We start from the raw sequence: 26,935 nt of genomic DNA on the forward strand, positions 1-26,935 counted from the left end.
GATGCCGGAAAAGGGCATACATTATGGAGAAAAAGAAATGGACACCTATACAGTGCTTTTGGTAGATGATGAGGATGATGTAATACAGGTCATCATGAAGAAAATAAATTGGGAGAAGCTGGGCTTTTCTGTAATCGGCTATGCTAACAATGGGGTAAAGGCCTTGGAGCTTGTGGAGGAATTTCAGCCGGATGTTGTTATGACAGACATAAAGATGCCGTATATGGATGGCATGGAGCTGTCAAAACGCATTAAGACGGAATATCCTGCAACCAAGATACTTATTTTTACAGGTTTCGATGAGTTCGAATATGCCAAGGAGGCTATCCATCTGGAGGTGGAGGAATATGTTCTAAAGCCCATCAATTCCTCAGAGCTGACGAAAATATTCGAACAGATGAAGATAAAGCTGGATCAGGAAATAAACGGAAAGCGGAACGTGGAAATACTTCAGAAGTATTATATGGATTCGCTGCCGCTTTTGCAGGCCAACTTCTATTCTACTTTGATTGAAGGAAGAATCCGAAGGGAGGAGTTGGATAAATATCTCTCGGACTACCAGATTGCTTTTGAGGGGCCATTTTTCTGCTGCCTCGTTATTCATACATCCTCCAGAAAGATACCCAAGGATATGAATCCAATGCTTCTTACCACCTCTGTTCAGAGACAGGCAGAAGAACGTCTGGGAGAAAGGTGGAGGGCAAAAAGCTTTTCGTATATTGGAAATACTATCTTTATCGCACAGCTTGAAATGGAGAGCGAGATCTCTGAATTGACGGATGAATGTGACCGCTTCTGCAGATACGTGGGCCGCATGATCGGCGCGGTTGTCACAGTGGGAGTGGGCCATGTATGTAAAAATATACTGGAATTGCCGCAATCTTACAGCAGCGCAAAAGAGGCGGTCTCCTACAGGGCAATCTTTGGTGCATCCAGGGCGATCAATATTAAAGAGATTGCACCCCAGGAGATGAATCAGTCCGGTACCACAAACGACACGGAACTGACGAATCTGTTTAAAGTGATTCGCATGAGTTCTGCGGAAGACATCATCGATGCGGTCAATAAGTACCTGGACCATGTATCCTTTCGGACCAAGTCTCTGCAGCAGCACCATGTGGCCGTGATGGAACTGGTAAGCGCCTTATACAGATTTGCCGCAAATAATGACATTGCAATGGAAGAGTATTCAGGAGATATGAGGAATTTGTACAGTATTCTCCTGGAAATGGAACCGGATGCGCTCAGAAAGTGGCTTATTGATATTAGCCTGTCCTTCCGCGTGAAATTAATCAGTGCACGGAGCAGGTCCACGAAATCTCTGGTAGCCCGGGCAAAGGAATATGTTCAGAACAACTACTTTGATGAGGAACTCTCTTTGGATAGCATCTGCAAAGTGCTGAATGTATCCAATTCCTATTTTTCTACTATTTTTAAGAAGGAGACAGGTGATTCCTTTATCGGCTATCTGACAGTATATCGGATGGAACGCGCAGCGCAGCTGTTAGTGGAAACCAATGAAAAAAGTTATATCATAGCCAGGAATGTGGGCTATTCAGATCCCAATTACTTTAGCTATGTATTTAAAAGACAGTACGGTGTGTCACCCTCCAAATACAGAACGGAGCATGCAGAGAGTGAAAAATAAGTGTTTCAGGCGTTTGAAGAGACTCAAGCCCAGGGGGATGCAGTCCACGATTATGACTGCGTTTTCAGTAATATCAATTTCAATAATGCTGATTTTGGGCGTTGTGATGTACATAAGGTTTTCGGTTTTATCACGGGAGGAAATCATACAGAGTACACAGAAGCTGATTGAACAGGCTGGTGAAAATCTGGAGGATTACCTGGTTAGTATGCGTCAGATTTCAGATGCGGTTTATTACAATGTTATAAAGGAAAATGACTTTTCCAATCAGGACAAGGAAATCCAGAGAGGGATGAATCTTTTATATGAGGCAAACAGGGATAATCTGCGGAGTATTGCTGTTTACAACAATTATGGAAGCCTGATGGCGGCAGAGCCCGTCGCATCCCAGAAGGAGGACCCTGACATTACCAGACAGATCTGGTATGTGCAGGCCATGGCTGAGATGGAGAATATGTATTTCTCTACACCCCATATTCAAAATCTGTTTAATGATGCCACTTTTCGGTATTACTGGGTGATCTCACTGAGCCGGGTTGTGGAACTTACAAATAACGGAGATTCACAGCTGGGTGTGCTGCTTGTGGATATGGACTATTCCAGCATTTCACGGATGATGAAACAGATAAATGCGCTAAACAATGGACAGTATTATTATCTGTGTGACAGCAAAGGGGAAATTATTTACCATATGAAGCAGACGCAAATCAGCGATGGGATTTTCAGCGAAAACAGTGAAACAGCCGCTAAATACAAAGATGGAGTCTATGATGAGGTTTTTGAAGGGGAACGCCGGAAGGTCGTTGTCAGCACGATAAGCTACACAGGATGGAAGTTAGTGGGAGTGATTCCCTATTCCACATTTACCCATGGAATGATCAGCATGCGGTATTTTATCGTTATGCTCATGCTGTTGATGGCTATGATGCTGGTTATCATTAACCGTGTGGTTTCTGTCAGGATATCCAGTCCCATAATGAAGCTGAATAATTCTGTTATGGAATATGAGGCGGGGGAAAAGCCGGAGATCTATATCGACGGATCATTGGAGATCAGACATCTCGGATATTCTATACAGAAGTCCTATGAGCAGATTGACGAACTAATGAAGAAGATTGTTCTGGAACAGAATGAAAGAAGAAAAAGTGAGCTGGATGCACTGCAGAGCCAGATCAATCCCCACTTCTTATACAATGCCCTGGAATCTCTTACCTGGATGGTGGAAGGAGAACGGAACGACGATGCTGTTTTCATGATTTCACAGCTGGCGAAGCTCTTCCGAATCAGTCTCTCCAAGGGACGTACGATAATCAGTGTGAAAGACGAACTGCAGCATGCCCAGAGCTATATGAACATACAGAAGATCCGGTATAAGAATACATTTTCCGTAACCTTTGCTGTGGATCCGTCCCTATATTCATACTGCACTGTAAAATTGATCTTACAGCCAATACTGGAGAATGCCATTAACTATGGAGTCAGCAGCATGGATGATTGCGGAGAGATAAAAGTGAGCGGAAGACAGGAGGAAGGAACAATTATTCTTGCTGTGACGGATAATGGAATCGGAATATCGGAAGACGAGGTGGACTTCCTGCTGACGGACAGCAACCGTGTCCATAAGCACGGTTCCGGTGTTGGACTTGTGAATGTCAACAACCGCATTCAGCTTCTGTTTGGAAAAGAGTATGGACTTATAATTGAGAGTGAACCAGACGTGGGAACAACGGTTTCCATCCGTATTCCGGCTGTCTTATATACAGAAGAAAACAGAAAGATTCTCGAAAAGGGTTATATGTTCAGCAGGGAAGAAATAGTTGACAAGGAAATTCCGGGTAAACAGGTATGAAGAATAGCAAGAGAATATTTTTTTTGGTGGAAGCAGTTTTAGCTTTAATGGTTGTTGTATTGGCGTTTATTATGTTACAAGAAAAGAACAGATCTGATTTCAAAAAAATTTCTGTGATCATCCCGAATTCGGACGATAATCAGTGGTCCGCATTTAAATACGGACTCAAAATGGCTGCGGAAGATCAGGGAGTAGAGATGTTTGTGGTCAGTACTGGAAACAGGCTGACTGCGGATGAGGTAAACCGCACAATTGACAGCGAGATAGACAATGGAGCTGAGGGAATCATAGTACAGCCTGTTCCCGGGGTGGACACAGAGGAAATACTGAAAAGGATGGAAAAGAGGGTTCCGGTTATGTTCGTAGGGTGTACGGTCGCAGAAGAGAAGCATGCAGCCTTAATTCCAAGTACCCAGCCGGATAACTATGCTATGGGGGCGGCCCTGGCAGAGGAATTGATGAAGGACTATAACGGAGATATGAGCAAAAAGACATTAGGGATTCTCTCTGAGACACCTGGTTCGGAAGCTATGATCAACCGCAGGCGGGGATTTATAGACTGCTTGAAAAAGACAGGCGCAAAGATCAGATGGTCTGTGTCGGAAAACTCCGAGGAGGTGGAAGAAAACTTTTTGGAGACGCAGCCCAAGGTGAACTTTGTCATAGCACTTGATGACAGCAGTCTGACGAGAGCTGGAGCTTGTGCTGCAGCCAACAATCTGCATGGCGCGTTGGTATATGGGATCGGACATTCTACGGAGGCGGTCTATTATCTGGACACAGGGGCTGCCGAATGCCTTGTGATACCAGATGAATTTAACGTGGGATACCAGAGCCTGACAGAGGTTGCGCAAGGCATCAGGGATTATTTTTATAAAGCCCGGCACAGTATGGTATCCCACACTGTGGTGCGCAAGGAAACACTGTTTTCTAAAGAAAATCAGGATATTCTTTTTACAATGAGCCAGTAGAGGTATAATAGATGAATGTAAAAAAACTTGGGATAATAGGAATGATTATCTGCATGAGCGTACTGTTTTTGAGCGCCTGCGGCAGGCAGGAGCAGGACGGACCGGATCAGCTTCACGTGGGAGTGGCATGCTACAATCAGAGTGACACGTTTCTCAGTGAACTGCTTACCTGCTTTAAAGAGGATATTAATGCCCTTGAACGTGATGACCTTGAGGCAACCGTGACTATCCGGGATGCGGCTGCTTCGCAGCGGACTCAGAATGATCAGGTGAAAGAACTGATTAACGCAGGCTGTAATGTGCTGTGTGTGAATCTGGTAGACCGGGCAGACCCGTCAGAGATTATTGATTTGGCCAGAGATAATGATGTACCCATTGTCTTTTTTAACAGGGAGCCTGTTGCGGAAGACATGATGCAGTGGGATGGTCTTTACTATGTGGGAGCTGATGCGGAGCAATCCGGTGTGATGCAGGGGGAGCTGGCTGCTGAAGTCATAAAGGCAAATAGCCAAATCGACCGCAATAATGACGGAAAGATCCAATATGTGGTGCTTGAAGGGGAGACGGGACATCAGGATGCGATTATCCGTACGGAGAAAGCGGTGGAAACTTTGAAAATTAATGGGGTTGAGCTTGAAAAACTGAGCTATGGAATGGCAAACTGGAACCGTGCGCAGGCACAGAACAGGATGCAGCAGATGATCAGCCAGTACGGAAATAAAATTGAGCTGGTGCTGGCAAATAATGACGACATGGCTATTGGGGCACTGGAGGCGTATGAGAAGATAAACTTTACGGAATCTGCCCTGCCGGTATTTTTGGGGATTGACGGCACGGATGTGGGTTTGAAGGCAGTGAGAGACTTGAAGCTGGCCGGAACCGTGTATAATGACAAGGAGGGACAGGCGGCGGCAATGGCGCAGTTGGTTGTCGCTTTGGTTACCGGGGAGGGGATGGATAAGATAAAATTTATAGATGATAAATACATTTATCTGTCCTATTCTAAGATTACAAGTGAAAACGTCGGTGACTTTCTCAGCGAGGAGGAGACTGCATTACAGCAGTGAATGTTCACAGCACCGTTTGTACGCAGTCACTTGCATTTTTTTCTGCAGTGTGTTATACTGCAATACAACAACGAGAGAGGTGAAAAAATGAGTAAATAATCTACTTTTGAAAACATGAGTCTGAGAAGGAAAACGAAGCGGGCTTCGTTCTAATTTTCATGTTGCCAAAAGTTAGATTATGTTCTCATAACCTCTCTTTTTTGATGCACTAATTCGGTTTCAGAAGCCTCGCGCTCTGGTTGCTCGCAGGGAATATGCTGCGCGGTCTGAATTAAGAAGGAGAATATGGAAGCGAATCAAACCATTTGGCAGCAGATGGTTTTTTTGTTTTCCCAAATAGGGAAAACATTCTGCGAGGAGGAATTTTATATGGCACAAATCCGTGTATCAAATGTAACCTTTGGTTATGAGGGAAGTATTGACAATGTTTTTGAAGACGTATCGTTTGTGCTGGATACGGATTGGAAGCTGGGGTTTATTGGAAGAAACGGAAGAGGAAAGACGACATTTTTGAACCTGCTTTTGGGAAAATATGAGTACCGGGGGACGATCAAGAGTCCGGCCTGTTTTGACTATTTTCCGTATGTCCTGACACAGAGACAGAGAAAGCTGGATTCTGTACAGCTGATGGAGGAAATCCGTCCAGACAGGGAACTGTGGCGGGTGATCTGTGAACTGGAGCATCTTGCGCTTGAGGCGGATATTTTGTATCGCCCCTTTGATTCCCTTAGCTATGGGGAACAGACAAAAGTGATGCTGGCTATACTGTTTTCCGGGGAGAATTATTTTCTGCTGGTAGACGAGCCCACCAATCACCTGGACTATAAGGCAAGAGATCAGGTGAAGGAATACCTGAATACTAAGAAAGGGTTTATTCTGGTCTCTCATGACCGGGAACTGCTGGATGCCTGTGTGGACCATGTTCTGGTTTTAAACCGCAGCTCCATTACAGTGGAGAGAGGGAATTTTACTTCCTGGCTGGAGAATAAGGAGAAGAGGGATACCTTCGAGACAGCGGAAAATGAAAAGCATAGGCGTGAAATCAAAAAGCTGGAGGCGGCTGCCTGGCGTTCACGAACCTGGGCAGATAAAAATGAGAAGACTAAAATAGGCTTTGATCCTGTCAAGGAGACGGACCGGCCCACTAGGGCGTATATTGGCGCAAAAACAAAAAAAATGCAGAGCAGGGTAAAACAGATCGAAAAGCGGACGGAGCGGGCAATTCAGCAGAAAGAGGGACTTTTGAAGGATCAGGAAATAATAGGGGCATTAAAATTAATGCCTTTGGACCATCACAAGGAGGTCTATATTCAGGCAAAAAACTGTTCCATTTCCTATCAGATGCCTGGAACGCAGAGTGTCTTTTCCGTATTCCGGGATTTTAATTTTGCATTGAAACGAGGGGAGCGTATTCTGCTGCAGGGGGAAAATGGCTCTGGTAAATCCAGTTTTATCAAGGCGATTTTGGAGGCGGAGGAGATACTCTTGCTGAATGACGAAAAGTCACCTGTGCCGGAGCGCAGGCTTACCGGTGAGCTTCAGATTGCCAGGGGGCTTCGGGTATCCTACATTAATCAGGACACCTCCTTTCTTCGCGGAGGGCTGACGGAATATATCCGGAAGCTGCATATGGACGAGAGCCGGTTCAAGGCTATCTTACGGCAATTGGATTTTGACAGGTCCCAATTTGAGAAAAATATGGAAGCGTTTTCAGAGGGACAGAAAAAGAAGGTGTTGATAGCCTCCAGCTTATTGACCCAGGCGCATCTTTATATCTGGGATGAGCCTTTGAATTACATTGATGTCTTTTCCAGAATGCAGATTGAGAAAGTGATTCTTTACTATCAGCCCACCATGCTTCTGATTGAGCATGACCGTACCTTTGGGGAGAAGGTGGCGACCCGCAGGGTTACATTCGAAACCTTTCATTGAGTGTAAGTGTTTTCATGAGCAAAAGAGTGCTATGATATATCCAGAAACCAAAGGAGGGATATATATTGGAACCTGTTCTTAAAATCGAGTCTTTACGCAAATATTATGGGAAGTCCCCAAATCAGACAAAAGCACTGGACGGCATCACCTTCCAGGTGATGCCCGGGGAGTTTCTGGGGATCATGGGAAGCAGCGGTTCGGGAAAAACTACGCTACTCAACTGTATAGCCACGGTTATTCAGCCAAGCAGCGGGAAAATGATCATGGAGGGAATCCAGATACAGGAGCAAAAAGGGGCCAAGCTGGCCCAGTACCGGGGAAAGAAGATTGGGTATCTGTTCCAAAATTTTGAGCTTTTGGATAATCTCACTGGAAGGGAAAACATTTTACTGCCCCTTTCCATCCACAGTGTTCCCGAGACGGAGAGCAAAAGGCGGCTTACGCTGCTGGCAGGTTATCTGGAAATTGAGGAGGTGCTGGATAAGTTTCCGGCTCAGATGTCCGGAGGGCAGAAGCAGAGAGTGGCAGCGGCCAGGGCACTGATCCTGAATCCCGGGATAATCCTGGCCGACGAGCCCACCGGCGCATTAGACTCCAAGAATGCCAAGGCGCTGATGGAAAAACTGGCCGGACTCAATCAAGATGAAAAGGCCACAATTCTAATGGTGACACATGATACCAATGCGGCCAGTTACTGCAAACGGATTCTTTTTATCCAGGACGGCGTCATTTTTCATGAGCTGCGCAGGGACATTCCTGATGAATCGCGTCAAGCCTTTTATGAGAGGATTCTGAAGGTGATGGCCCAGTTGGGAGGAGGCAGTGCGAATGTTCTTTAAATTGGTTGCCCGCAACAGCAGGAGGAGCAGGAAGGAGAACGGTCTTTTCTTTGCGTCTCTGATCATCTCCACAGTGGCATTTTATATTATTCTGTCCTTATCTCATCAGGATGTCATGGTGTTTCTGGCAAAGATGGAGAGCGACGCGGTGAACAAGCTGCTGGCTATGATTCCGGTGTTCTATGGACTGACGCTGTTTATACTCTTTTTTCTGATCTACTATGCCAGCAAGTTTCAGGTAGAACGGCGCAGGCATGAGTTTGGGGTCTATCTGATGATGGGGATGCGCCGGTCTAAGCTGTTTGCCATGCTGTTGGCTGAGGATTTCCGCAGCAGTATCATAGCGCTTGTGATAGGCTTGCCGGTCGCAGTGCTGCTGTCTGAATTGATTAGTCTGGTCACGGCCAGATTTGTGGGGCTGGGAATCATTGGGCACCGGGTGACCTTCTCCCTTCAGGCCGTCTTGTACACTGCGGTGGGCTTTCTGCTGATTAAGCTGGCTGCCTTTCTCATACTCAGCGGCAGGATTGCCAGGCAGGAGATCGGCTCTCTGCTGGTGGAGACTCCGGAGGGAACAAAAAGGCAGTATCCCGCATGTATATATGTCCTGGCGCTTTTTTCCGGAACGGCAGGCCTGGCTGTGGCTTACAGCATGGCGATCAGCGGCCTCTCCTGGCACAGTATAGGACGGATGGGACTTACCGTAGTCCTGGGGCTTTTGGGGACCCTGCTCCTATTTTTCGGGCTGCGGTCCGTGGTTGGGTTTCTCGCGGAGCACGGAAAACAGAACAGACGGCTGCAGGTCTTCAATTTTCGCCAGCTTCAGGAGAATGTGATTCACCGCTCAGGCACTCTGGGGATTAGCTCCCTGCTGATTTTGGCGGCTCTGTGCTGTTTTGGCGCAGGGGTGGGCATCGCCCGTTTTTACAGTGGATCAGAACAGCATGTTTTGGACTACACCTTTACAGGTGAAGATCTGGATAAGGAGAAAGTGCAGGAAGCACTGGCTGCCTCTGAACTGGAATCCGGATTTTCGGAACTGTTTGAGATAAGGGTGGGGCATATCTCTACTACAGAGGATTATGAACATGCTTTTCAGATGGATTCTGTAATGTCAGCCATCTCTGAACTTCCCAAGACCCAGGACCGGGAGGTGCTTTTGAATAATTTAGGGTATGATACCTTTCCGTATCTCCTTTCGCTGAGCGACTATAACCAACTGCTTAAAAGTGCGGGTATGCCGGCGCTTACATTGGCGGAGGATGAAGCTTTGGTGTACATGGACAGTGAATTTACCACCCAAGCCAGGCTGGAGCTGCTCGACCGTGTCCTGGAGAAGAGGCCCAAAGTGCAGCTTGACGGAAAAACCTGTAAACTGGCCGGAAGCGTGCAGACTGTGGACATAGTCACAGACCGTTCAATTACGCTGTCCTTTGCATTGATTCTCCCGGATAAAGCATTTGCGTATTATACCCAGGGAAACAGTGATGTATATGTGAATGGGGTTCTGAGTGCAGAGGCAACAGGTGAGGCGGGACTTATGGCAGCTATCTCAGAGATGAATGAGAAGCTGAATGAAACCGGACTGGCCTATGAAAGCTACCTTCAGAATATGGGCCGCCAGCTTTTCTATGTGGTGGCTGCCAGCTATATCACCATATATCTGGCGCTGATCTTTTTGATCATAGCCAACACAGTCATCGGTGTGCAGTTCCTTATGGGACAGCAGAAGTCAGGAAGACGGTACAAGACGCTGATCCGCCTGGGCGCAACCTATGAGATGCTGTGTAAGTCAGCCAAAAAACAAATTAACTGGTACTTTGGAATTCCCACTGTGGTGGCAGGCATCAGCAGCCTGTTTGGAGCAAGGGCACTGTTTACGGGGCTGCTGCCCGGGCGGGTACAGAGCAATCTCACGGAAATGATGTGGGTATCTGCAGCTATGATTCTCATACTCTGTGTGATAGAATACATTTATATGGCTGCAGTGAAGCACTCCAGCAGCCGGTATCTGCTGACGCTTATGGTGCCGGAAAGAGAAGAATGATTTTTCCGGAGACAGAAAGGGGGAGATTTTTGTGAAACGGCTTGTCCTTGTGGAGGATGAGGCATTGATGCGGGAAGAGCTGGGAGAGATGCTGCGCAAAGCCGGTTACCAGGTGGACGAAGTCAGCGTATTTGAAAACGTGGAGGAACAAATATGGTCTCTGGCCCCTGATCTTCTCCTTTTGGATCTAAACCTTCCCGGCACAAGCGGGTTTCAGATCTGCCGGAATGTAAAACAAAAAAGCCCGATACCCGTTCTGGTGCTTACCTCCCGGGATCAGATGCGGGATGAACTCCACGCACTGAACCTGGGGGCGGATGAATATCTGACTAAGCCCTGCAGGAAGGAACGTCTGCTGGCCCGCATTCAGAATGTGCTGAAACGGTATGAGGGCCGGCGCAATCTGCTGGAGGGGCCGGATTTCCTGCTGGACCGCCAGACATATACATTGTACATTCACAATACTTCCGTTGTGCTTCCTAAAAATCAGGGGAAGATTTTAGAGGTATTTCTGACTGGCAGCGGTCAGGTGGTAACCAGGGAGGAGCTGTGTCTGGCTATATGGGGAACCAGTGAATTTATCGATGAAAATGCGCTTCAGGTCAATCTCACAAGATTAAAAAAGACCATGGCGGGGCTTAACATGTCCCAGAGGATTTCGCCGGTAAGGGGAGTGGGATATAGGCTGGAGGAGGGGAAGACGCATGAAACGTAACTGGAAAATAATCGGACAGTATATGCCATGGCTTCTGCTTCTTCTGTGCACAGACATGCTGGGGGCAGTCCTGCTCTGGCTTGCCGATGTGCAGGCCTTTCATGCGCTTACAGCAGTGATTTTTCTGGCATCCGTTCTACTGTTTGCAGCCGTCTGCGCAGGAGTCCGGTATCGGGAGTGCAAAAGAGAAAAAGCGTTTCTCTCTTTTTTAAACAGCCCGGATGAATACCAGGAGGAGGAACTGCTGAGGGCGGTCAGTGCTGCCCAGGCAGACCCTATACGACTGCTTGGGAGGACACTCCGTGAAAAACAGTATGAGTATAGCCAGGCCCAGATGGAATTGGAAAACTATCAGGAGTATGTGGAGGCGTGGGCCCATGAGGCAAAGATGCCCCTTTCTCTGCTGCTGATGCTTCTCGAAAACCGGAGGGAGGAGCTTCCAGGGAATGTGGGGTTTAAACTGGATTATATCCGCAATCGTATGCAGGAGTCCATAGAACAGATGCTGTTCTACGCACGGGTTAAGAGTACTGGGAAGGACTATCTGTTTGAACAGGCGGATGTGAGGGCTTGCATTGAAGAGGTGCTGGAGGATTACCGGCCCCTTCTGGAAGAAAAAGGGTTTCAGATTCTTGTTTTGGTTCAGGAATGCGATGTATATACAGACCGGAGAGGCCTTTGCTTCATCCTGAGCCAAGTCATAAGCAATGCCGTAAAGTACAGCGGCGAAAAGCCTGAAATCCAGATAGCACTTACCCGCAGGGAGGACGCTTTGGTGCTCACAGTCAGGGATAACGGAAGTGGGGTGAAGAGCTGTGACCTTCCCTACATTTTTGAGAAAGGATTCACGGGAGATTCCGGGGGAAGTAAGAGGAGAGCCACCGGAATGGGCTTGTATCTTGCAAAGGAGATTGCGGAAGACTTAAATGTTTCACTGAATGTGAAGTCAGAGTGGGGGAAGGGATTTGAAATGCAGATCGTTTTTCCTATCGTTCGATAAAACCTTTTACCAAAATTTATTGCTTTTCAAACGAAAAGTGGCTACAATGTAAGTGTGGGCACTGAACCGTTACGAATAGATTGTAAAAAAGGGAGAGATAGATGTCAACGATAAAAGAAGTAGCGAAGGAATGCGGTGTTTCGATTGCTACGGTTTCCAACATCTTAAATGGGAAAGGGCGGGTTGGAAATGAGACCAGAGAGAGAATCCTGAAAACAGCCAGGGAGATGGGGTATGTGCCCAATATGGTGGCGCGGAATCTGAGACAGAGAAATACAAGAACCATCGGGGTGATTACGGAGGATTTAACCGTATTTAACTGTGCGGAGATCGTAGATGGGATTAATGAATACCTGGAAGAGAGAAATTATACATTTTTGCTGGGAAATCTGCGTCTGTTCAAAAAATATGATAATGAGTTTTATCATCATGAGGAGTATCAGCAGCAGGTAAAAGAAGAATTTATGCTTATGCAGAGCAAGAAAGTGGATGGAATCATTTATGTGGGGGCGCATTGCCATGAAATACGCAGCATCCCGGGGGAGATCAGTGTGCCGCTGGTGGTAGCTTACGGGTTTGCGGGAGACAGGAATATTCCATCGGTGATTTTTGACGATGAGCGGGGAGCTTATGAGGCCACCTGTGAACTGATAAGAAACGGACATAGAAGGATAGGGGTCATATGCGGAGAGAAGGAAAGTCTTCATACGGCTGGACGCATTCTTGGATATCAGAAAGCGCTGTACGACAATGAGATTTTGTATAATCCCAATCTGAGCGTGGAAGGGAACTGGTCCAGAACCCAGGGATATGCAGGCTGCGGGAAGCTGCTCGGCCAGGATGTAACGGCAATCTTTGCAATGAGTGACGTGATGGCGGCAGGAGTCTATGATTACGCCCATGCCCATGAGCTGGAGATAGGAAAAGATTTAGCATTGATCGGATTTGATAACAGACAGATCAGCGAGGCCTTCCGCCCGGCGTTGACAACCATGGCGCTGCCTTTGCACGCTATAGGAAGTAAGGCAGCAGAGGTACTGATCCATATGATCGAAAAGGAGGAGAGCGGCTCAAACTCCTTAAAACAGGTTTGGGAGCAGGATAGCTGCGAGGGGGAACTGGAAAATAACACCTGGAAAATCAAATGCGCCATAAAAAAGCGGGGCTCCATAAATGAAACGATTAATCTATAGCCAAAACAGACAAAAAATGGAACAAAATTGATAAAAAACGAAATAAATTTTGTGAAATATGTAAAAATGCACTTTGTATTAGTATAAAGCGCATTTTTTTTGTCTAAAATTTTGAGAAATATATTGACGGCAATGGAAATATAGGTTATAGTATCATCATGAGATAAAACGTTTAATCATGAAAAGGAAGAGATGAACAAGCCTATGGAAAAATTATTATTGTTGGAATTAAAGGATACAAAAATTCAGGACTTGTTCTGGGACCGTTATATTGGACTTGTAAAAAAGGTGATTATACCTTATCAGTGGGATATTTTGAACGACAGAGTGAAGGATGCTCAGCCAAGCCACTGTCTTGAAAATTTCAGAATAGCTGCGAAAAAAAAGGACGGAGAATTTTACGGCGCCGTATTTCAGGATACGGATGTGGCGAAATGGCTGGAGGCGGTGGCGTTCACACTAATAACGAATCCGGATAAGGATTTGGAGGAGACTGCGGATCGGGTCATTGAGCTGATTGAAGAGGCTCAGCAGCCGGACGGGTATATCAATACCTATTTTACAATAAAGGAGCCAGATAAAAGATGGAAAAACCTGGAAGAAGGGCATGAGCTTTACACGGCGGGGCATCTGATGGAGGCTGCAACAGCCTATTACAGGGCGACCGGGAAACGGCGTTTTCTGGACTGTATATGCCGGTTTGCAGATTTGATCTGTCAGGTGTTTTCTGAGGAACAGAACAGAGATGGATATCCGGGACACCAGGAGGTGGAGATCGGGCTGGTCAAGCTGTATGAGGCGACAGGGGAAGAAAAGTACCTGAACCAGGCGGCTGAATTTTTGGAACGGAGAGGGCGGGAGCCGAATTATTTTCTGGAGGAAGAAAAGCAGCCGGACTTTAAGCGGATTTTCCCGGAATTTGAGAATTACCTTCCGCTCTACTCGCAGTCCCATAAACCTGTCAGAGAACAGGAGGCGGCGGAGGGACACGCGGTCAGGGCAGTTTATATGTACTGCGCCATGGCGGATGTGGCGGTCCAAAAAGGAGACCGGGAGCTGCTCCGGACCTGCGAGAGACTGTGGGATGATATTACACAGAGAAAGATGTATATTACAGGCAGTATCGGAAGCTCGGGAATGCTGGAACGATTTACCACAGCCTATGACCTGCCCAATGGCAGCAATTACTCAGAAACCTGCGCATCCATAGGGTTGGCGCTGTTTGGCAGACGGATGGCTCAGATTACCCGGGACGCTAAGTACATAGAGGTGATGGAAAGAGCGATGTATAATACGCTGCTCTCCGGGGTTGCCATGGATGGCAGAAGCTTTTTTTATGTGAATCCGCTGGAGGTGTGGCCGGATAATTGTCTTCCGCGAACCTCCATGGAGCATGTAAAGCCGGTGCGGCAGAAGTGGTTTGGCGTTGCGTGCTGCCCGCCCAATATTGCCAGGACTCTCGCATCACTTGGGGAATATCTTTACTTCAGGGATGAAGACACCCTCTGGGTGAATATGTTTGTTTCCAGCGAGACGAAAGCGCAATTGAATGATACAGAAATACAGCTGAAGGTGAGCACAGAGTTTCCGTATACAGGAAAAGCAGTGTTAAATGTCAGTTCAGAGGAAGGAAAGCCCTTCCGGCTGGCAGTCAGGATACCCTCCTATGGGGAAAGCCCACAGCTTACTCTGGACGGGAAACCGCTGCGGAATCTGCAGATGGAAAAGGGCTATGCCTTTATAGAGCTTACAGGAGGCCAGCACCGGATTTGCCTGACATTTGGGATTCCGGCCAGGCTGGTGAGAGCAAATCCCCTGGTGAGAGCAGATGTGGGAAGAGTGGCTGTGATGAAGGGGCCTCTGGTATTCTGCCTGGAAGAAATAGATAATGGACCAAATCTCTCAGCCCTGTATTTGGACGGAAAGGGAGAATTAAAAGAATCCTATCAGAAGGAACTGCTGAAGGGAGCCACGGTGATCCGGGCCTCCGGCAAGCGGCTTACCCAGAAGGGGTGGCAGGACAATGAGCTTTATGGAGAAATACCTGCCGATTACGAAGAAGTCACACTGACGTTTGTTCCATATGCTTACTGGGGAAACCGGAGGCCGGGAGAAATGTCAGTATGGGTTAAAGAAATCTAATATAAATTCAAGGAGGAAAAAAGAATGAAAAAACGCAGTAAAATTTTGGCAGCAATACTGGCAGCCGCTATGGCGGCGGGAAGCCTTACAGGATGCGGAGGCGGAAGCGCTGAGCAGACGCAGGCGCCGGAGACAACGGCACAGTCGGCTGCAGAGACAGAGGCGCCGGAGACAGCGGCCGCGGAGACAGATGCGGATACGCAGGCGGATGACAGCGCTTCAGGGGAAGCGCAGGAACTGGAAATGTGGACCTTTGTAGAGCTTCACGGAAATCACTTCCAGGATATGTGTGATAAATGGAACGCAGAGAATCCGGACAGACAGATTACACTGAATGTAAATGTGCTTCCCTATGAGGAGATGCACAATAATCTGCAGATCGCGCTCCAGTCAGGGGAAGGCGCGCCGGATATCGTAGACATCGAGCTGGGTAAATTCGCGAACTTCTTAAAAGGGGAGCCGCAGCTGGTAGATTTAAATGATGCAATCGATCCTTACAGAGAGGACATCGTAGCATCCAGAATCGAGCTTTACAGTAAGGACGGAAAAAATTATGGAATTCCCAGTCATGTGGGCGCTACCGTGGCTTTCTATAATACAGAAATTCTGGATGCGGCAGACGTAGATTATACCCAGATTGTAACCTGGGATGACTTGAAAGAGGCGGGTCTTAAGGTAAAAGAGGCCACCGGCAAGTACATGATTTCAGCAGACACCAGCGCGCTCTGGCAGCTAAATGACCTTCTGGCGCAGCAGGGCGTAGACTGGGTAGACGATGCGGGAACGGTAAACGTAAATATTCCGGAGGCGCAGAGAGGTCTTGAGATGCTGAAGGATCTCCAGGATGCAGGTGTGGCGACTACGATTCCAGGAGGAAATCCGGATACGGAAGAAGCCTATGCTTACTACAACCAGGGCGAAGTGGCAACCGCTATCATGCCTTTATGGCAGATGTCCCGTTACACCAGCTATATGACGGATCTGGCAGGAAAGATCGCTATCGCGCCTGTACCTGTATTGGAAGAGGGCATGGCTCCGTCCGTAGGCGGCGGCGGAACAGGAACATGTGTGACAAATCAGTGTGAAGATATTCAGCTGGCAAAGGATTTCCTGGCTTATGCAAAGCTGTCTGTTGACGGAAATATCGGTCTGTGGAACAACCTGGGATTTGACCCCTGCAACATGGAGGTATGGGAGATGGAGGATGTAACGCATAACCCGGAGAATGAATTTGTACAGTATTTCCAGAACAATCCATTTGATGTGTTGAACCAGATGAAAGACGGCATCGGTCTGATTAAGTCTACGGAGGCTTATCCGAATATCAACAGTACATTCTCATCCGTAACCTTAAATGCTATTTTTGAGAATGGCGATGATATTGCAGCAGCGCTGGAAGAAGCACAGGCTCAGATTGAGAACGAATTACAGTAAAAACTGAGGCGAAGACCCAGGCCGGCATGAAAACAGCTCCGGAATCTCTTTTCCGGGGCTGTTCTTGAAAAACCGGCTGTGTAAAGGAGTGCGGCTATATGAAAAAAAGAAAAGAGGGTATGGCGGCTGGAACGAGAGGGTGGAAACGGGTTCTGTATTCACAGAAGATAGCGCCCTTTGTGTTTATAATGCCATTTGTCTTAACCTTTCTGATTTTCTGGATGATTCCTCTGATCAAGGCGGGGATCATGAGCTTTCAGGAGGTGCTTCCGGGACAGACTACGTTTGTGGGACTGAAGAATTATACAAAGCTGATGGGTGATGCGAATTTCCGCATCGCCGTGATCAACAGCCTGAAGTATACGGTGGGAACGCTGCTGCTTTTGATACCGGTTCCCATGCTACTGGCTTATATGATCAACAGCAGGCTGATGCCGGGCAAGGAAGTTTTTAAATCGGTTTTCTTTGTGCCGATCCTGACCTCTATTGTGGTGGCAGGTACGATCTTCCGGCTGATGTTTGGGGAGATGGACAGCGCATTTATGAACTCTGTGATTCAGTTTTTTGGAATGGAACCGATCAAGTGGCTCAAAAATGGCGCTACGGCTTACATTGCGCTTTTGCTGCTGGCCAGCTGGAGATGGATGGGAGTAAACATGCTGTATTTCCTGTCTGGCTTAAACAGTATTCCCACAGAGCTGTATGAGTCGGCCTCCATCGACGGAGCCAGCGCCTGGAAAAAATTTATCTATGTAACTCTGCCGATGCTGAAGCCTACGATTACATATGTGCTGACCATCAGTATTTACGGCGGTCTGGCCATGTTTACGGAAAGCTATATGCTGTGGGCGGGGAAGGATTCGCCGCAGAATATCGGACTTACAATCGTGGGATATTTGTATAAGCGGGGAATCCGGCAGAATGAGATGGGATATGCGGCGGCTGTGGGAGTGATCCTGCTGGCGATTACCATGGTCATCAACCTGGTGCAGCTTACCATTTCCGGAATGTTCAAAAAGGAGGAGTAGAAAATGGCAGGAAAAAAGACCGGGCAGGAAGTGGGAAGCCAGGGAAAGCTGATTGCGATGAAAATCTTACTCTTCCTGTTTTTTACAACATTAGCAGTCATCATTTTGATTCCCTTTGCGGCTATGGTGATTGCCAGCTTTAAGGATGGCAAGGAGCTGATACAGTACGGCCTGAATCTGCGGATTGAGCCGGAAAAGATGAGCCTGAAAAACTACGTGTACCTCTTTACCGGGGAACATGCATACTTCAGATGGTTTTTTAACAGTGTATTTTTAACGGTTGTACAGGTGGTTTTGACGCTGTTTGTAAGCGCCTGCATCGGCTATGGCTTTGCAGCTTATGATTTTAAAGGGAAGAATTTCTGGTTCGTCTGTGTGCTGCTGATTTTGATGGTGCCTTTTGAAATTCTTATGCTTCCGCTTTATAACCAGATGATCGATATGAATCTGAGCAATACCTACACAGGAATTGTTCTGCCGTTTATGGCCCATGCCTCCACGATCTTCTTTTTCCGGCAGTATCTGCTGGGAATTCCCAAGGAACTGATTCAGGCGGGCCGTGTGGACGGAGCCACGGAATACGGGATTTTCATGAAACTGATCCTTCCGGTTATGAAACCGGCCATGGCTTCTATGGCAATTCTCAACGGCATGAACTACTGGAATAATTACCTGTGGCCATTGCTTTTGCTGCGTGATGAAAAGAAGTATACCCTGCCCATAGGATTGAATACGCTTTTGACACCCTATGGAAACAATTATGACCTGCTGATTGTAGGGGCCTGCTTTTCGGTAATTCCCATTTTGATTTTGTTCCTCTGTTTCCAGAGGTACTTTATTGAAGGTATGGTAGCGGGAGCCGTGAAAGGGTAAGGAAAGGATTTTAGGTGAATGTGATGAGCAAAAAGACAAAAATGATCGTGGACAAAAGCTTTTGCATTGGAAAGGTGGACGACCGGCTGTTTGGTTCTTTCATTGAGCATCTGGGACGGGCGGTTTACAACGGAATCTATCAGCCGGGACATGAGAGCGCCGATGAGGAGGGCTTTCGCCTGGACGTGATGGCCGCGGTAAAGGAGCTGCAGGTTCCCATCGTGCGCTGGCCGGGAGGAAACTTTGTGTCCAACTATTTCTGGGAGGATGGCGTAGGACCGAAGGAACAGAGAAAAAAACGTCTGGATCTGGCGTGGAGAAGCCTTGAGCTAAATGAGGTGGGAATCCATGAGTTTGTCAACTGGACACAGAAGGCCGGGGCAGAGGTAATGATGGCGGTGAATCTGGGAACCAGAGGAATAGACGCTGCCTGCAGTCTGCTGGAGTACTGCAATATTCCCGGGGGAACCTGGTACAGCGATATGCGCCGGAAAAACGGAGCGGAAAAGCCCTTTGGAATACATACCTGGTGCCTGGGAAATGAGATGGACGGGGAATGGCAGATCGGACATAAGACAGCCCGGGAGTATGGGCGGCTGGCTGCCGAGGCGGGAAAGGCCATGAAGCTGATAGACCCGTCCATTGAGCTGGTCAGCTGCGGCAGCTCCTATGTGACCATGCCCACCTTCCCGGAATGGGAGGCGGTTACCCTGGAGCATACCTATGATTATGCAGACTATGTGTCGCTCCACCAGTACTATGGCAACACAAAGAACGATACGGCGGATTATCTGGCCTCCACTCAGGATATGGAGCATTTCATCCACACCGTGGTGTCCGTGTGCGATTATATTAAGGCGAAGAAGAGAAGTAAGAAGACCATGAACTTAAGCTTTGATGAGTGGAACGTATGGTTCCATTCCTCGGAAGCAGACGATGATACGATGAAAAACAGGCCCTGGCAGACGGCTCCCGGACTTCTGGAGGATATCTATACCTTTGAGGATGCTTTGATGGTGGGACTGATGCTGATTACACTGCTGAAGCATGCGGACAGAATAAAAGTGGCCTGTCTTGCCCAGTTGGTAAATGTGATTGCACCGATTATGACGGAAAACCAAGGGGGGATCTGGAAACAGACCATTTACTGGCCCTTCCTGCATGCCTCTCTCTACGGACGGGGCGAAGCCCTTCAGGTGCTGATTGATACGCCAAAGCATGACACGCTGGAGCATGAGGATGTGACGGATGTGGAAGCGGTGGCAGTATATAAAGAGGAAACGGGAGAATTGACCGTTTTTGCAGTAAACAGAAATCTGGATGAGGATATGGAAGTGGTATGTGATCTGAGATCCTTTGAGGGCTTCCGGGTGAAGGAGCACCTGGTTTTGGAATCGCAGGATCTAAAGGCAGTGAATCAGTATCAAAAGGAAAGAGTTAAGCCGCAGCAGGTGAAGCGCTCCCATATGGATGGAGAAATACTTGGCGCCATGCTGAATAAGGCATCCTGGAATGTAATTCGTCTGGTGCGCAAGGAGTGACAGGAGTGACAGCAAGCTTAAAACGAATTTAAACTGTGACCGGTAAAACGGGAGCAGTCAGGAATTCAGTGAATAATGAAGGAGGACATTTATGAGGAAGATAATGAAAATGAGCAGACAGGCTGCAGCCGGTCTTTTGGCGGCGGCGCTGGTACTTTCCTCGGTGCAGTGGCCGGCAGGGAACGTTTGGGCATCAGAAGGCCAGGGCGAACTGCAGGTTACGGAAGAGGAGAATGCGCTTCTGATTCCACAGGGCGGCGTGCGTCCGGGGATCAATATTGCTTCGGCGGCGGAGCCGTCCACCAGCTTTGTATCCGGCTGGGAATCTCTGGCGGCGGTCAATGACGGCAAGGACGCCAGCAGATCCACGGGAAAAAGCGAGGCGGGTTCTGCTTACGGTACCTGGGGAAATGCTTCGGATTTTGAGACAGTGACCTATACCTGGGACTCGGCAGTGCAGATCACCGGCACCGGCTTATACCTTTGGACGGACGGCGGCGGAATCCAGTTCCCCTCGGATTATAAATATGAGTATTTAAACGACGATGGAGAATTTGCAGAATTTACAAATGTGACGGGCGCAGGCGTGGAAGCCAATGGCTACAATGTGACCACCTTTGATCCGGTATCCACTACGGCGATCAGAGTCACCCTGAATAAAGATCTGACGGACATAAGCGACAAATCACAGCTGGGAGTAGGAATCCTGGAATGGGAGGTTTACGGAGCGATGAATGTAGCCTCCAGAGCCTCCTCGTCAGCGAAATATACCAACGGCGACCTGGGAGGAATCGGCGCCTTAAACGATGGAGCTGATCCCACCACATCCACGAGAGTGGAAGGGGAAAAGGTATGGCACAACTGGGGTCAGGAAGGCCAGGATGCCTGGGTTGAGTATGAGTTTGCAGGAAATGCTACCCTTACCGGCTCATCTGTTTACTACTTTACAGACGGCGGCGGAATCCTGGCGCCGAGAGAGACCACAGTGCAGTACTGGGATGCGGAAGCACAGAGCTGGACAGATCTTCATACTGAGACAGATAACAAACTGGATCAGTATAATGAAGTGGTATTTGACGGGGCAGTGGAGACATCTAAGATCCGGCTCTACATGCTTCCCAACGATAACGGCACACATGGCGTGGCCATCAAGGAATGGAAAGTAATGGGAATGGCTCCGGACCCTTCCAATGTATCCTACGAGCTGAAAAATGAAAACCTGGAGGTGGTTATCGGAAAATACGGACATATCGATGAGTTGAAGATCACAGATGATCTCTACGACACGAACTATGTCATGAACCCGGAAAACGCGCCCAATCAGGAGGGAAGAGAGCATCAGTGGATGGGCGAGCTCATGTTCCAGACAAAGCTGGAGGGAGAGGAGAGCTGGACAAAGTCTATGACCAGCGCATCCCAGGGCGGAAGCGCAGCCCGCACCATAGAACAGGTGGATGCAAACACCATCCGGGTGACCTATGAAAATGCGGAAGAGGAAGAGGGAATCAAAAACTTTAAGCTGGTGGAAACCTATCAGTTGGCGGACAATAAGCTGCAGTGGTCCATCACGGTGGAAAATACCAACGACGCTGCGCTCACCTTTGGGGACTTCGGACTGCCGCTGCCCTTTAATGAATATTGGACAGGCCGCAGCCAGCCTTACGAGGAGAGTGTAGTAGACCATTCCTTTGTGGGACAGGATTCCTCCTATATTTATGCAAGCCGTCCCAGCGGACAGGGCAAGTTCCTGCTGATGACCCCGGACGTAAGCACCGGAGCGGGATTTGAGTATCAGGATCACTGGAGAATCAACAATGGTCATGCGGGTTCCGCCTGGGCACAGGATCAGGCCGGATGGGCCAATGGCCTGAATGTTTTCTACATTCATTCTGATGTGATCAAATCCACAGGAAGCAGTTATCTGGAGAACACCTCCCTGACTTTAGGAGCGGGGGAGAGTAAGACCTATACCTTTAATTTCAGCGCTGCCGAGAATGAGACCGATATGAAAACACAGCTCTATGAGGCGGGAATCATCGACGCAGTGGCAGTGCCCAGTATGGCATTTGCAGTAAATATGCCGGCGAAGTTCTACCTGCATACCTCCTATGGCATAGAGGATATCAAAAATATTGAGATCAAGTGTGCCCATGACACCGGACTGTATGAAGGACTTGAAAACAGTGTTTCCAATAAGCAGGAATGCACCAAGGCTCAGGGAACCTCCTATGAGTATGTGGAGACGGTGACAAAGGACGGAGAGCAGTATCATGTATACGATCTGAAGCTGTCCTGCCTTGGCGCCAACCATATGGAAATCACCTATGGGGACGACAAGAAGACCACACTGCAGTTTTATGCAATGGACAGCGCGGAGGATGCGCTGGAGCTTCACGCAGACTTTGTGGCGGAAAAGACTCAGGTGGACGCAGAGGGCGAGATCTGGGACAAGATTTTTGACGACTGGATGATGGACACAAAATCAGTCAGGGGCGTATACACAGGTTACTTTGGATGGGGCGATGACTGGGGCTTCACCCACGGCGAATATCTGGCGGAGAAGAATGTGTACCAGCCGGATGCAGAGCAGATTCAGGCGGTGGATGAATATCTGGATACCTTCATCTGGAACAGCTTGATGAAGGAGCATCAGGATGATTTCCTGGTCAACGACTGGCTGGATTATGAGCCGAACAATACGGGACAGGGAACCTCCAGAGGATATGCGTACCCCCATGTATACAATACCTATTTCTCCATGTATAAGATCGCAGAGAAATACCCGGATATGGTAAACTATATCGAAGATAAGGACACCTATCTGCTGAGAGCCTCCAAGATCCTACAGGCGCTGTACAGCAGCGGCGTATGGTACAACTGGGATACCGGACTGATGGGAGAATCCACCACACCGGATATCATTGACGCGCTGAATAAAGAAGGATATTATTCAGAGGCGCAAGCCATCGAACAAATCATGAGCAGAAAATACAATAACTTCAGGAATGCAAAATATCCCTACGGTTCAGAGTATGCTTATGATAATACAGGAGAAGAGGCGGTTTATACCCTGGCAAAGCTGAATGACAACCTGGATATGATGGGCAAGATTGACTTAAAGACAAGAGCCTGCCGGGGACTGCAGCCCATCTGGTATCATTACGGAAACCCCACAACCATCTGCGGTGAAAACTGGTGGAACTTCCAATATACAGCCTCCTTGGCAGGCTATTGTATGGATGATTGGCTGAGACTGCAGGACAATGGGATGACGGAAGAAGAATTGGCGGATGCCGCACGTGTGAATTATGCGGCCAAGCTTGCAAATTTAACCTGCATTAACTCCGGACAGATTGATGCAGATCCGGAGAACATCGGAACAGTGGCCTGGACCTATCAGTCAGAGCTGGGCAACAGCGGCGGACAGGGAACCGGCGGCGGAAATATTCACAATGGATGGCGCCAGATGTCAGGCGAGGCGGATACCGGCCTGTTTGGAGCTATGCAGATCTTATCCGCGGATGTGGCAACAGACAATATCTTTGGACTGTTTGGCTATGGATGCCAGGTGACAGAAGAAAATGGATATTATCAGGTAACGCCTCTGGATGGACTTTACACCAGACTGAACCTGATTAATGAAAGGTTATCCATTGAATTGGACCGCGATCAGTACAATTGTGCAGTAGTCAGCACAGCGGCAGATGAAATCCAGATGACCATGAAGAATCTGGAAGAATCCGCACACACCTCCGATCTGGAGCTGACCGGACTGGCAGCGGGCTCCTATCAGATTACAGTGGACGGACAGGTGACGGGAAGCTTCCAGTATACAGAGGGAACCATTACCGTTTCCGTACCTCTGCCCGCAGCAGCTACAGCAAATGTGGAGATTAAAAGAGGCGAGGCTCTGGAGAACACGGCGCCCCAGGTAGACGCAGGGGAAGATCTGGAAATAGCTTTTTCTGAGAGTTTCCGTCTGGAAGGCAAGGCAGAGGATGACGGATATCCGGATATGACTCTCACCAGCAGCTGGGAAGTAATCACAAAACCGGAAAATGCAGAGGTAACCATCGCAAACGCAGACAAACTGATTTCCGATATCTCTGTGGATCAACCGGGAACCTATGTATTGAGATTAACCGTAAACGACGGGGCTTTGAATAGCAGCGATGAGGTGACCATTACAGTAAGAGAAGACGCCCCCCTGCCGGAGACACTGGCTTACTATGATTTTGCAGGTACAGATAATGTAAAACGTTTGGTTCCGGATCTGTCGGGAGCGGGAAATGACAGCGAGGCTATGGCATATCCGACACTGGAGACCGAGGGGGAAGAGACCGTTATTGCAATGGACGGAGCTTACTGCGGCTATGTGAGGCTCAGCCAGTCCCTGACAAAGAGAGTGGAGAACCTGACGGTAAATATAGGCGTGCTCTTAGATGGAACACAGGTTCCGGGAACTGTTATCTGGCAGTTTGCGGATAATGCGGATCAGGCGCTGTATCTGGCGCTGGGAAGCAGCAACGAGCTGGTAGTCGGAGCTACGCGCACAGACGGCACAATAAAGGAGACGGCTTCCGGAATGCAGATCGGAAGCGGCTTCTGGAAGAATATCACTTTAACCTTAGAGGGTTCCAACATACTACTATATGTGGATGGAGAGCAGGCGGGCGAGGTAATCGACAGCGCCGTGTCTCTGGCGGGATTTTCTGAGACACAGTATAATTACATTGGCCGTACAAGAGACAAACAAAGCGCATTCCTGAACGGTAAGGTAAACAGCTTTACCATGAAATCCAAAGCGATGACAGCGGATGAAATCAAAGAGGAATATGGCTCAGATGAAGATGCACATCCGGTATCAGCGGAGACGGGAAGCGTAGTGACAACTGTTGGAGCAGCGCCGGTTCTTCCGGATACCCTCCGCGTACTGTACAGCAACGGAATCTACAGTACAGCGGCGGTAACCTGGGATGCGGTGCCGGAAGAGAAATATGCGGAAAAAGGTAACTTTACGGTAAGAGGAGCGGTAGAGGGCATGACCGGAGTCGTGCGGATTACGGTATATGTGGTAGACGGCGAAGCGGCAAACATGGCTGCAGAGGCTGTCCCCACAGCAATCATTGATACTCCTGAGGATTTAGGCGGAGTGACCACCATGAACGACGGCTATGAGCCTGCCGCTTCCAATGACACCTCTCACGGGGCATGGCATAACTGGCTGGGCAACCAGGGGGGCACTGCATGGGTAATGTACACCTGGGATGAGCTGAGAATTTTAACAGCCTCTGACGCTTACTATTTCCGGGACGGCGGAGGAAACTTCAACCCGGCCACAGTGAAATATGAGTACCTGGATGAAGATGAAAACTGGCAGTTATTTACCAGCGTAGAAGGACAGGGCGTAGCTCTGAACGCCTACAATACCACCACCTTTGATCCGGTAGTGGCAAGGGCCATCCGTATGACCATGACGCCTCAGAATCTGGGATGCGGCGTTATCGAGTGGAAGGTATACGGCTATCCTCTGGAAGGAAAGACCTGGACAGATCCGGAAGAAGAAAATCAGGAGGCAGCCGATGCAGCAGTGGAGAAGATCGATGCAATCGGAACAGTCACTCTGGACTCTGAGGCAGTGATTCAGGCGGCCAGAGAAGCCTATGACGCATTGACAGAAGAGCAGAAAGCGCTGGTAAGCACAGAGAAACTGAATATCCTGACAAACGCAGAAAAAGCGCTGGCAGATCTGAAAGAAGCGGATGAGCAGCAGAAGAAAGATCAGGAAGCGGCCGATGCAGTGAAGGCGCTGATCGCGGCGCTGGGAGAGGTAACATTGGCGGATAAGGACAAAGTAGAAGAGGCCAGAAAAGCCTACGACGCTTTGACTGATGCGCAGAAGATCCTGGCAGGAAGTATACAGGCTCTGGAAGATGCGGAAAAGAAGATCGCGGAGCTGGAAAATCCGGAACCGGGGGAAGATCCGGAGCCGGGTGAAGACCCGAAGCCGGGGGAAGATCCGAAACCGGGTGACGAACAGAAGCCGGTGCAGATTGCACAGCCGACAATCACTTCCGTTAAGAGCGCAATTTCTGCGAAGGTGCCGGGAAGAGTGAGGATTTCTTTCCGGAAACCGGCAGAGGGACAGGAAATTGCCGTTTACCGTAAAGTGGGCACAAAGGTGACGCTGATCGGAAGGACTACAGGGGCTTCTCTCTATGATGATAAACCGGTAAGTGGAAAGAAAGCCGGTTATTATATCAAGGCAATCGCAAAGGATAAAACAAAGTATCTGGACAGTGAAAACAGCAAGACAGTAAGCATTAAGCTTCCGGCAGCTCCGAAATCCGTAAAAGTAAAAGCAGCCGGCAGAAAGAGAGTACAAGTTACCTGGACAAAGGTCAAAGGAGCTAAGAGATATTACGTATATCGTTCTCTGAAAAAGAACAGCGGTTACACAAGGATCGCTTCGGTAAAAGCGTCAAAACGAAGCTTCATTGATAAAAAAGCGAAGGCCGGTAGGAAATATTACTATAAGGTAGTAGTGAAGAAAGCCTCCGGATACAGCACAGGTAAGACTTCAAAGGCAGTGAAGGTAAAGAAATAGCATAAAAAGGCAGCAGGCGGAGAGCAAAGGCTCTCTGCCTGCTGTTTAT

The 26,935-nt window shown here is 48.4% G+C and carries 16 protein-coding genes; all 16 read left to right on the forward strand.

The window, feature by feature from the left end:
* Positions 1–37: 37 nt before the first annotated feature.
* The 16 genes from AC0THY_RS06350 to AC0THY_RS06425 all read left to right on the forward strand — a co-directional run bounded on the left by AC0THY_RS06350 (position 38) and on the right by AC0THY_RS06425 (position 26,886).
* On the forward strand, positions 38–1,648 hold the full coding sequence (locus tag AC0THY_RS06350) for a response regulator (RefSeq protein WP_489993597.1): 1,611 nt from the start codon (positions 38–40) through the stop codon (positions 1,646–1,648).
* A complete protein-coding gene (locus AC0THY_RS06355; protein ID WP_489993598.1) occupies positions 1,638–3,497 on the forward strand; it encodes a cache domain-containing sensor histidine kinase in 1,860 nt (619 codons plus the stop codon). The genes AC0THY_RS06350 and AC0THY_RS06355 overlap by 11 nt, the downstream gene beginning before the upstream one ends.
* A 71-nt stretch (positions 3,498–3,568) precedes the next feature.
* Positions 3,569–4,468: a substrate-binding domain-containing protein gene (locus tag AC0THY_RS06360; RefSeq protein ID WP_489993599.1), complete on the forward strand. Its 900-nt coding sequence runs from the start codon at positions 3,569–3,571 to the stop codon at positions 4,466–4,468.
* Positions 4,469–4,479: 11 nt separating this feature from the next.
* Positions 4,480–5,535, forward strand: a complete 1,056-nt coding sequence (locus tag AC0THY_RS06365; RefSeq protein WP_489993600.1) for a galactose ABC transporter substrate-binding protein — start codon at positions 4,480–4,482, stop codon at positions 5,533–5,535.
* Positions 5,536–5,904: 369 nt separating this feature from the next.
* The gene (abc-f, locus tag AC0THY_RS06370; protein WP_489993601.1) at positions 5,905–7,467 is read left to right on the forward strand and encodes a ribosomal protection-like ABC-F family protein; all 1,563 of its coding nucleotides are present in this window, start codon (positions 5,905–5,907) and stop codon (positions 7,465–7,467) included.
* 65 nt (positions 7,468–7,532) lie between these two features.
* A complete protein-coding gene (locus tag AC0THY_RS06375) occupies positions 7,533–8,306 on the forward strand; it encodes an ABC transporter ATP-binding protein (protein ID WP_489993602.1) in 774 nt (257 codons plus the stop codon).
* Positions 8,296–10,353 carry an FtsX-like permease family protein gene (locus AC0THY_RS06380; protein ID WP_489993603.1) on the forward strand — a complete coding sequence of 686 codons (2,058 nt, stop codon included), beginning with the start codon at positions 8,296–8,298 and terminating at the stop codon, positions 10,351–10,353. Before AC0THY_RS06375 ends, AC0THY_RS06380 begins: the two co-directional genes overlap by 11 nt.
* 31 nt (positions 10,354–10,384) lie before the next feature.
* Entirely contained in the window at positions 10,385–11,068 is a 684-nt protein-coding gene (locus tag AC0THY_RS06385) for a response regulator transcription factor (protein WP_489993604.1), read from the forward strand.
* Positions 11,058–12,068, forward strand: coding sequence for a sensor histidine kinase (locus tag AC0THY_RS06390; protein WP_489993605.1), 1,011 nt, complete (start codon positions 11,058–11,060; stop codon positions 12,066–12,068). The genes AC0THY_RS06385 and AC0THY_RS06390 overlap by 11 nt, the downstream gene beginning before the upstream one ends.
* Before the next feature lie 101 nt (positions 12,069–12,169).
* Positions 12,170–13,261, forward strand: a complete 1,092-nt coding sequence (locus tag AC0THY_RS06395) for a LacI family DNA-binding transcriptional regulator (protein WP_489993606.1) — start codon at positions 12,170–12,172, stop codon at positions 13,259–13,261.
* Positions 13,262–13,465: 204 nt separating this feature from the next.
* Positions 13,466–15,403, forward strand: a complete 1,938-nt coding sequence (locus AC0THY_RS06400; protein WP_489993607.1) for a glycoside hydrolase family 127 protein — start codon at positions 13,466–13,468, stop codon at positions 15,401–15,403.
* A 24-nt stretch (positions 15,404–15,427) separates the two neighbouring features.
* A complete protein-coding gene (locus AC0THY_RS06405) occupies positions 15,428–16,837 on the forward strand; it encodes an ABC transporter substrate-binding protein (protein WP_489993608.1) in 1,410 nt (469 codons plus the stop codon).
* Positions 16,838–16,935: 98 nt separating this feature from the next.
* Complete coding sequence (locus AC0THY_RS06410) at positions 16,936–17,865, forward strand: carbohydrate ABC transporter permease (protein WP_489993609.1); 930 nt, start codon at positions 16,936–16,938, stop codon at positions 17,863–17,865.
* Positions 17,866–17,868: 3 nt separating this feature from the next.
* The gene (locus AC0THY_RS06415; RefSeq protein WP_489993610.1) at positions 17,869–18,738 is read left to right on the forward strand and encodes a carbohydrate ABC transporter permease; all 870 of its coding nucleotides are present in this window, start codon (positions 17,869–17,871) and stop codon (positions 18,736–18,738) included.
* Between the two features lie 23 nt (positions 18,739–18,761).
* Positions 18,762–20,279: an arabinosylfuranosidase ArfA gene (gene arfA, locus AC0THY_RS06420; protein ID WP_489993611.1), complete on the forward strand. Its 1,518-nt coding sequence runs from the start codon at positions 18,762–18,764 to the stop codon at positions 20,277–20,279.
* A 91-nt stretch (positions 20,280–20,370) separates the two neighbouring features.
* Positions 20,371–26,886 carry a DUF5695 domain-containing protein gene (locus tag AC0THY_RS06425; RefSeq protein WP_489993612.1) on the forward strand — a complete coding sequence of 2,172 codons (6,516 nt, stop codon included), beginning with the start codon at positions 20,371–20,373 and terminating at the stop codon, positions 26,884–26,886.
* Positions 26,887–26,935 lie beyond the last annotated feature (49 nt).

This window comes from Ruminococcus sp. 8Y-12 (assembly GCF_058119865.1).

Bases quoted from the DNA above. Each gene is read 5' to 3' on its own strand.
- AC0THY_RS06350 (WP_489993597.1), top strand. From the start codon at position 38: ATGGACACCTATACAGTGCTTTTGGTAGATGATGAGGATGATGTAATA.
- AC0THY_RS06360 (WP_489993599.1), top strand. From the start codon at position 3,569: ATGTTACAAGAAAAGAACAGATCTGATTTCAAAAAAATTTCTGTGATC.
- AC0THY_RS06365 (WP_489993600.1), top strand. From the start codon at position 4,480: ATGAATGTAAAAAAACTTGGGATAATAGGAATGATTATCTGCATGAGC.
- abc-f (WP_489993601.1), top strand. From the start codon at position 5,905: ATGGCACAAATCCGTGTATCAAATGTAACCTTTGGTTATGAGGGAAGT.
- AC0THY_RS06380 (WP_489993603.1), top strand. From the start codon at position 8,296: ATGTTCTTTAAATTGGTTGCCCGCAACAGCAGGAGGAGCAGGAAGGAG.
- AC0THY_RS06390 (WP_489993605.1), top strand. From the start codon at position 11,058: ATGAAACGTAACTGGAAAATAATCGGACAGTATATGCCATGGCTTCTG.
- AC0THY_RS06395 (WP_489993606.1), top strand. From the start codon at position 12,170: ATGTCAACGATAAAAGAAGTAGCGAAGGAATGCGGTGTTTCGATTGCT.
- AC0THY_RS06400 (WP_489993607.1), top strand. From the start codon at position 13,466: ATGGAAAAATTATTATTGTTGGAATTAAAGGATACAAAAATTCAGGAC.
- AC0THY_RS06405 (WP_489993608.1), top strand. From the start codon at position 15,428: ATGAAAAAACGCAGTAAAATTTTGGCAGCAATACTGGCAGCCGCTATG.
- AC0THY_RS06410 (WP_489993609.1), top strand. From the start codon at position 16,936: ATGAAAAAAAGAAAAGAGGGTATGGCGGCTGGAACGAGAGGGTGGAAA.
- AC0THY_RS06415 (WP_489993610.1), top strand. From the start codon at position 17,869: ATGGCAGGAAAAAAGACCGGGCAGGAAGTGGGAAGCCAGGGAAAGCTG.
- arfA (WP_489993611.1), top strand. From the start codon at position 18,762: ATGAGCAAAAAGACAAAAATGATCGTGGACAAAAGCTTTTGCATTGGA.
- AC0THY_RS06425 (WP_489993612.1), top strand. From the start codon at position 20,371: ATGAGGAAGATAATGAAAATGAGCAGACAGGCTGCAGCCGGTCTTTTG.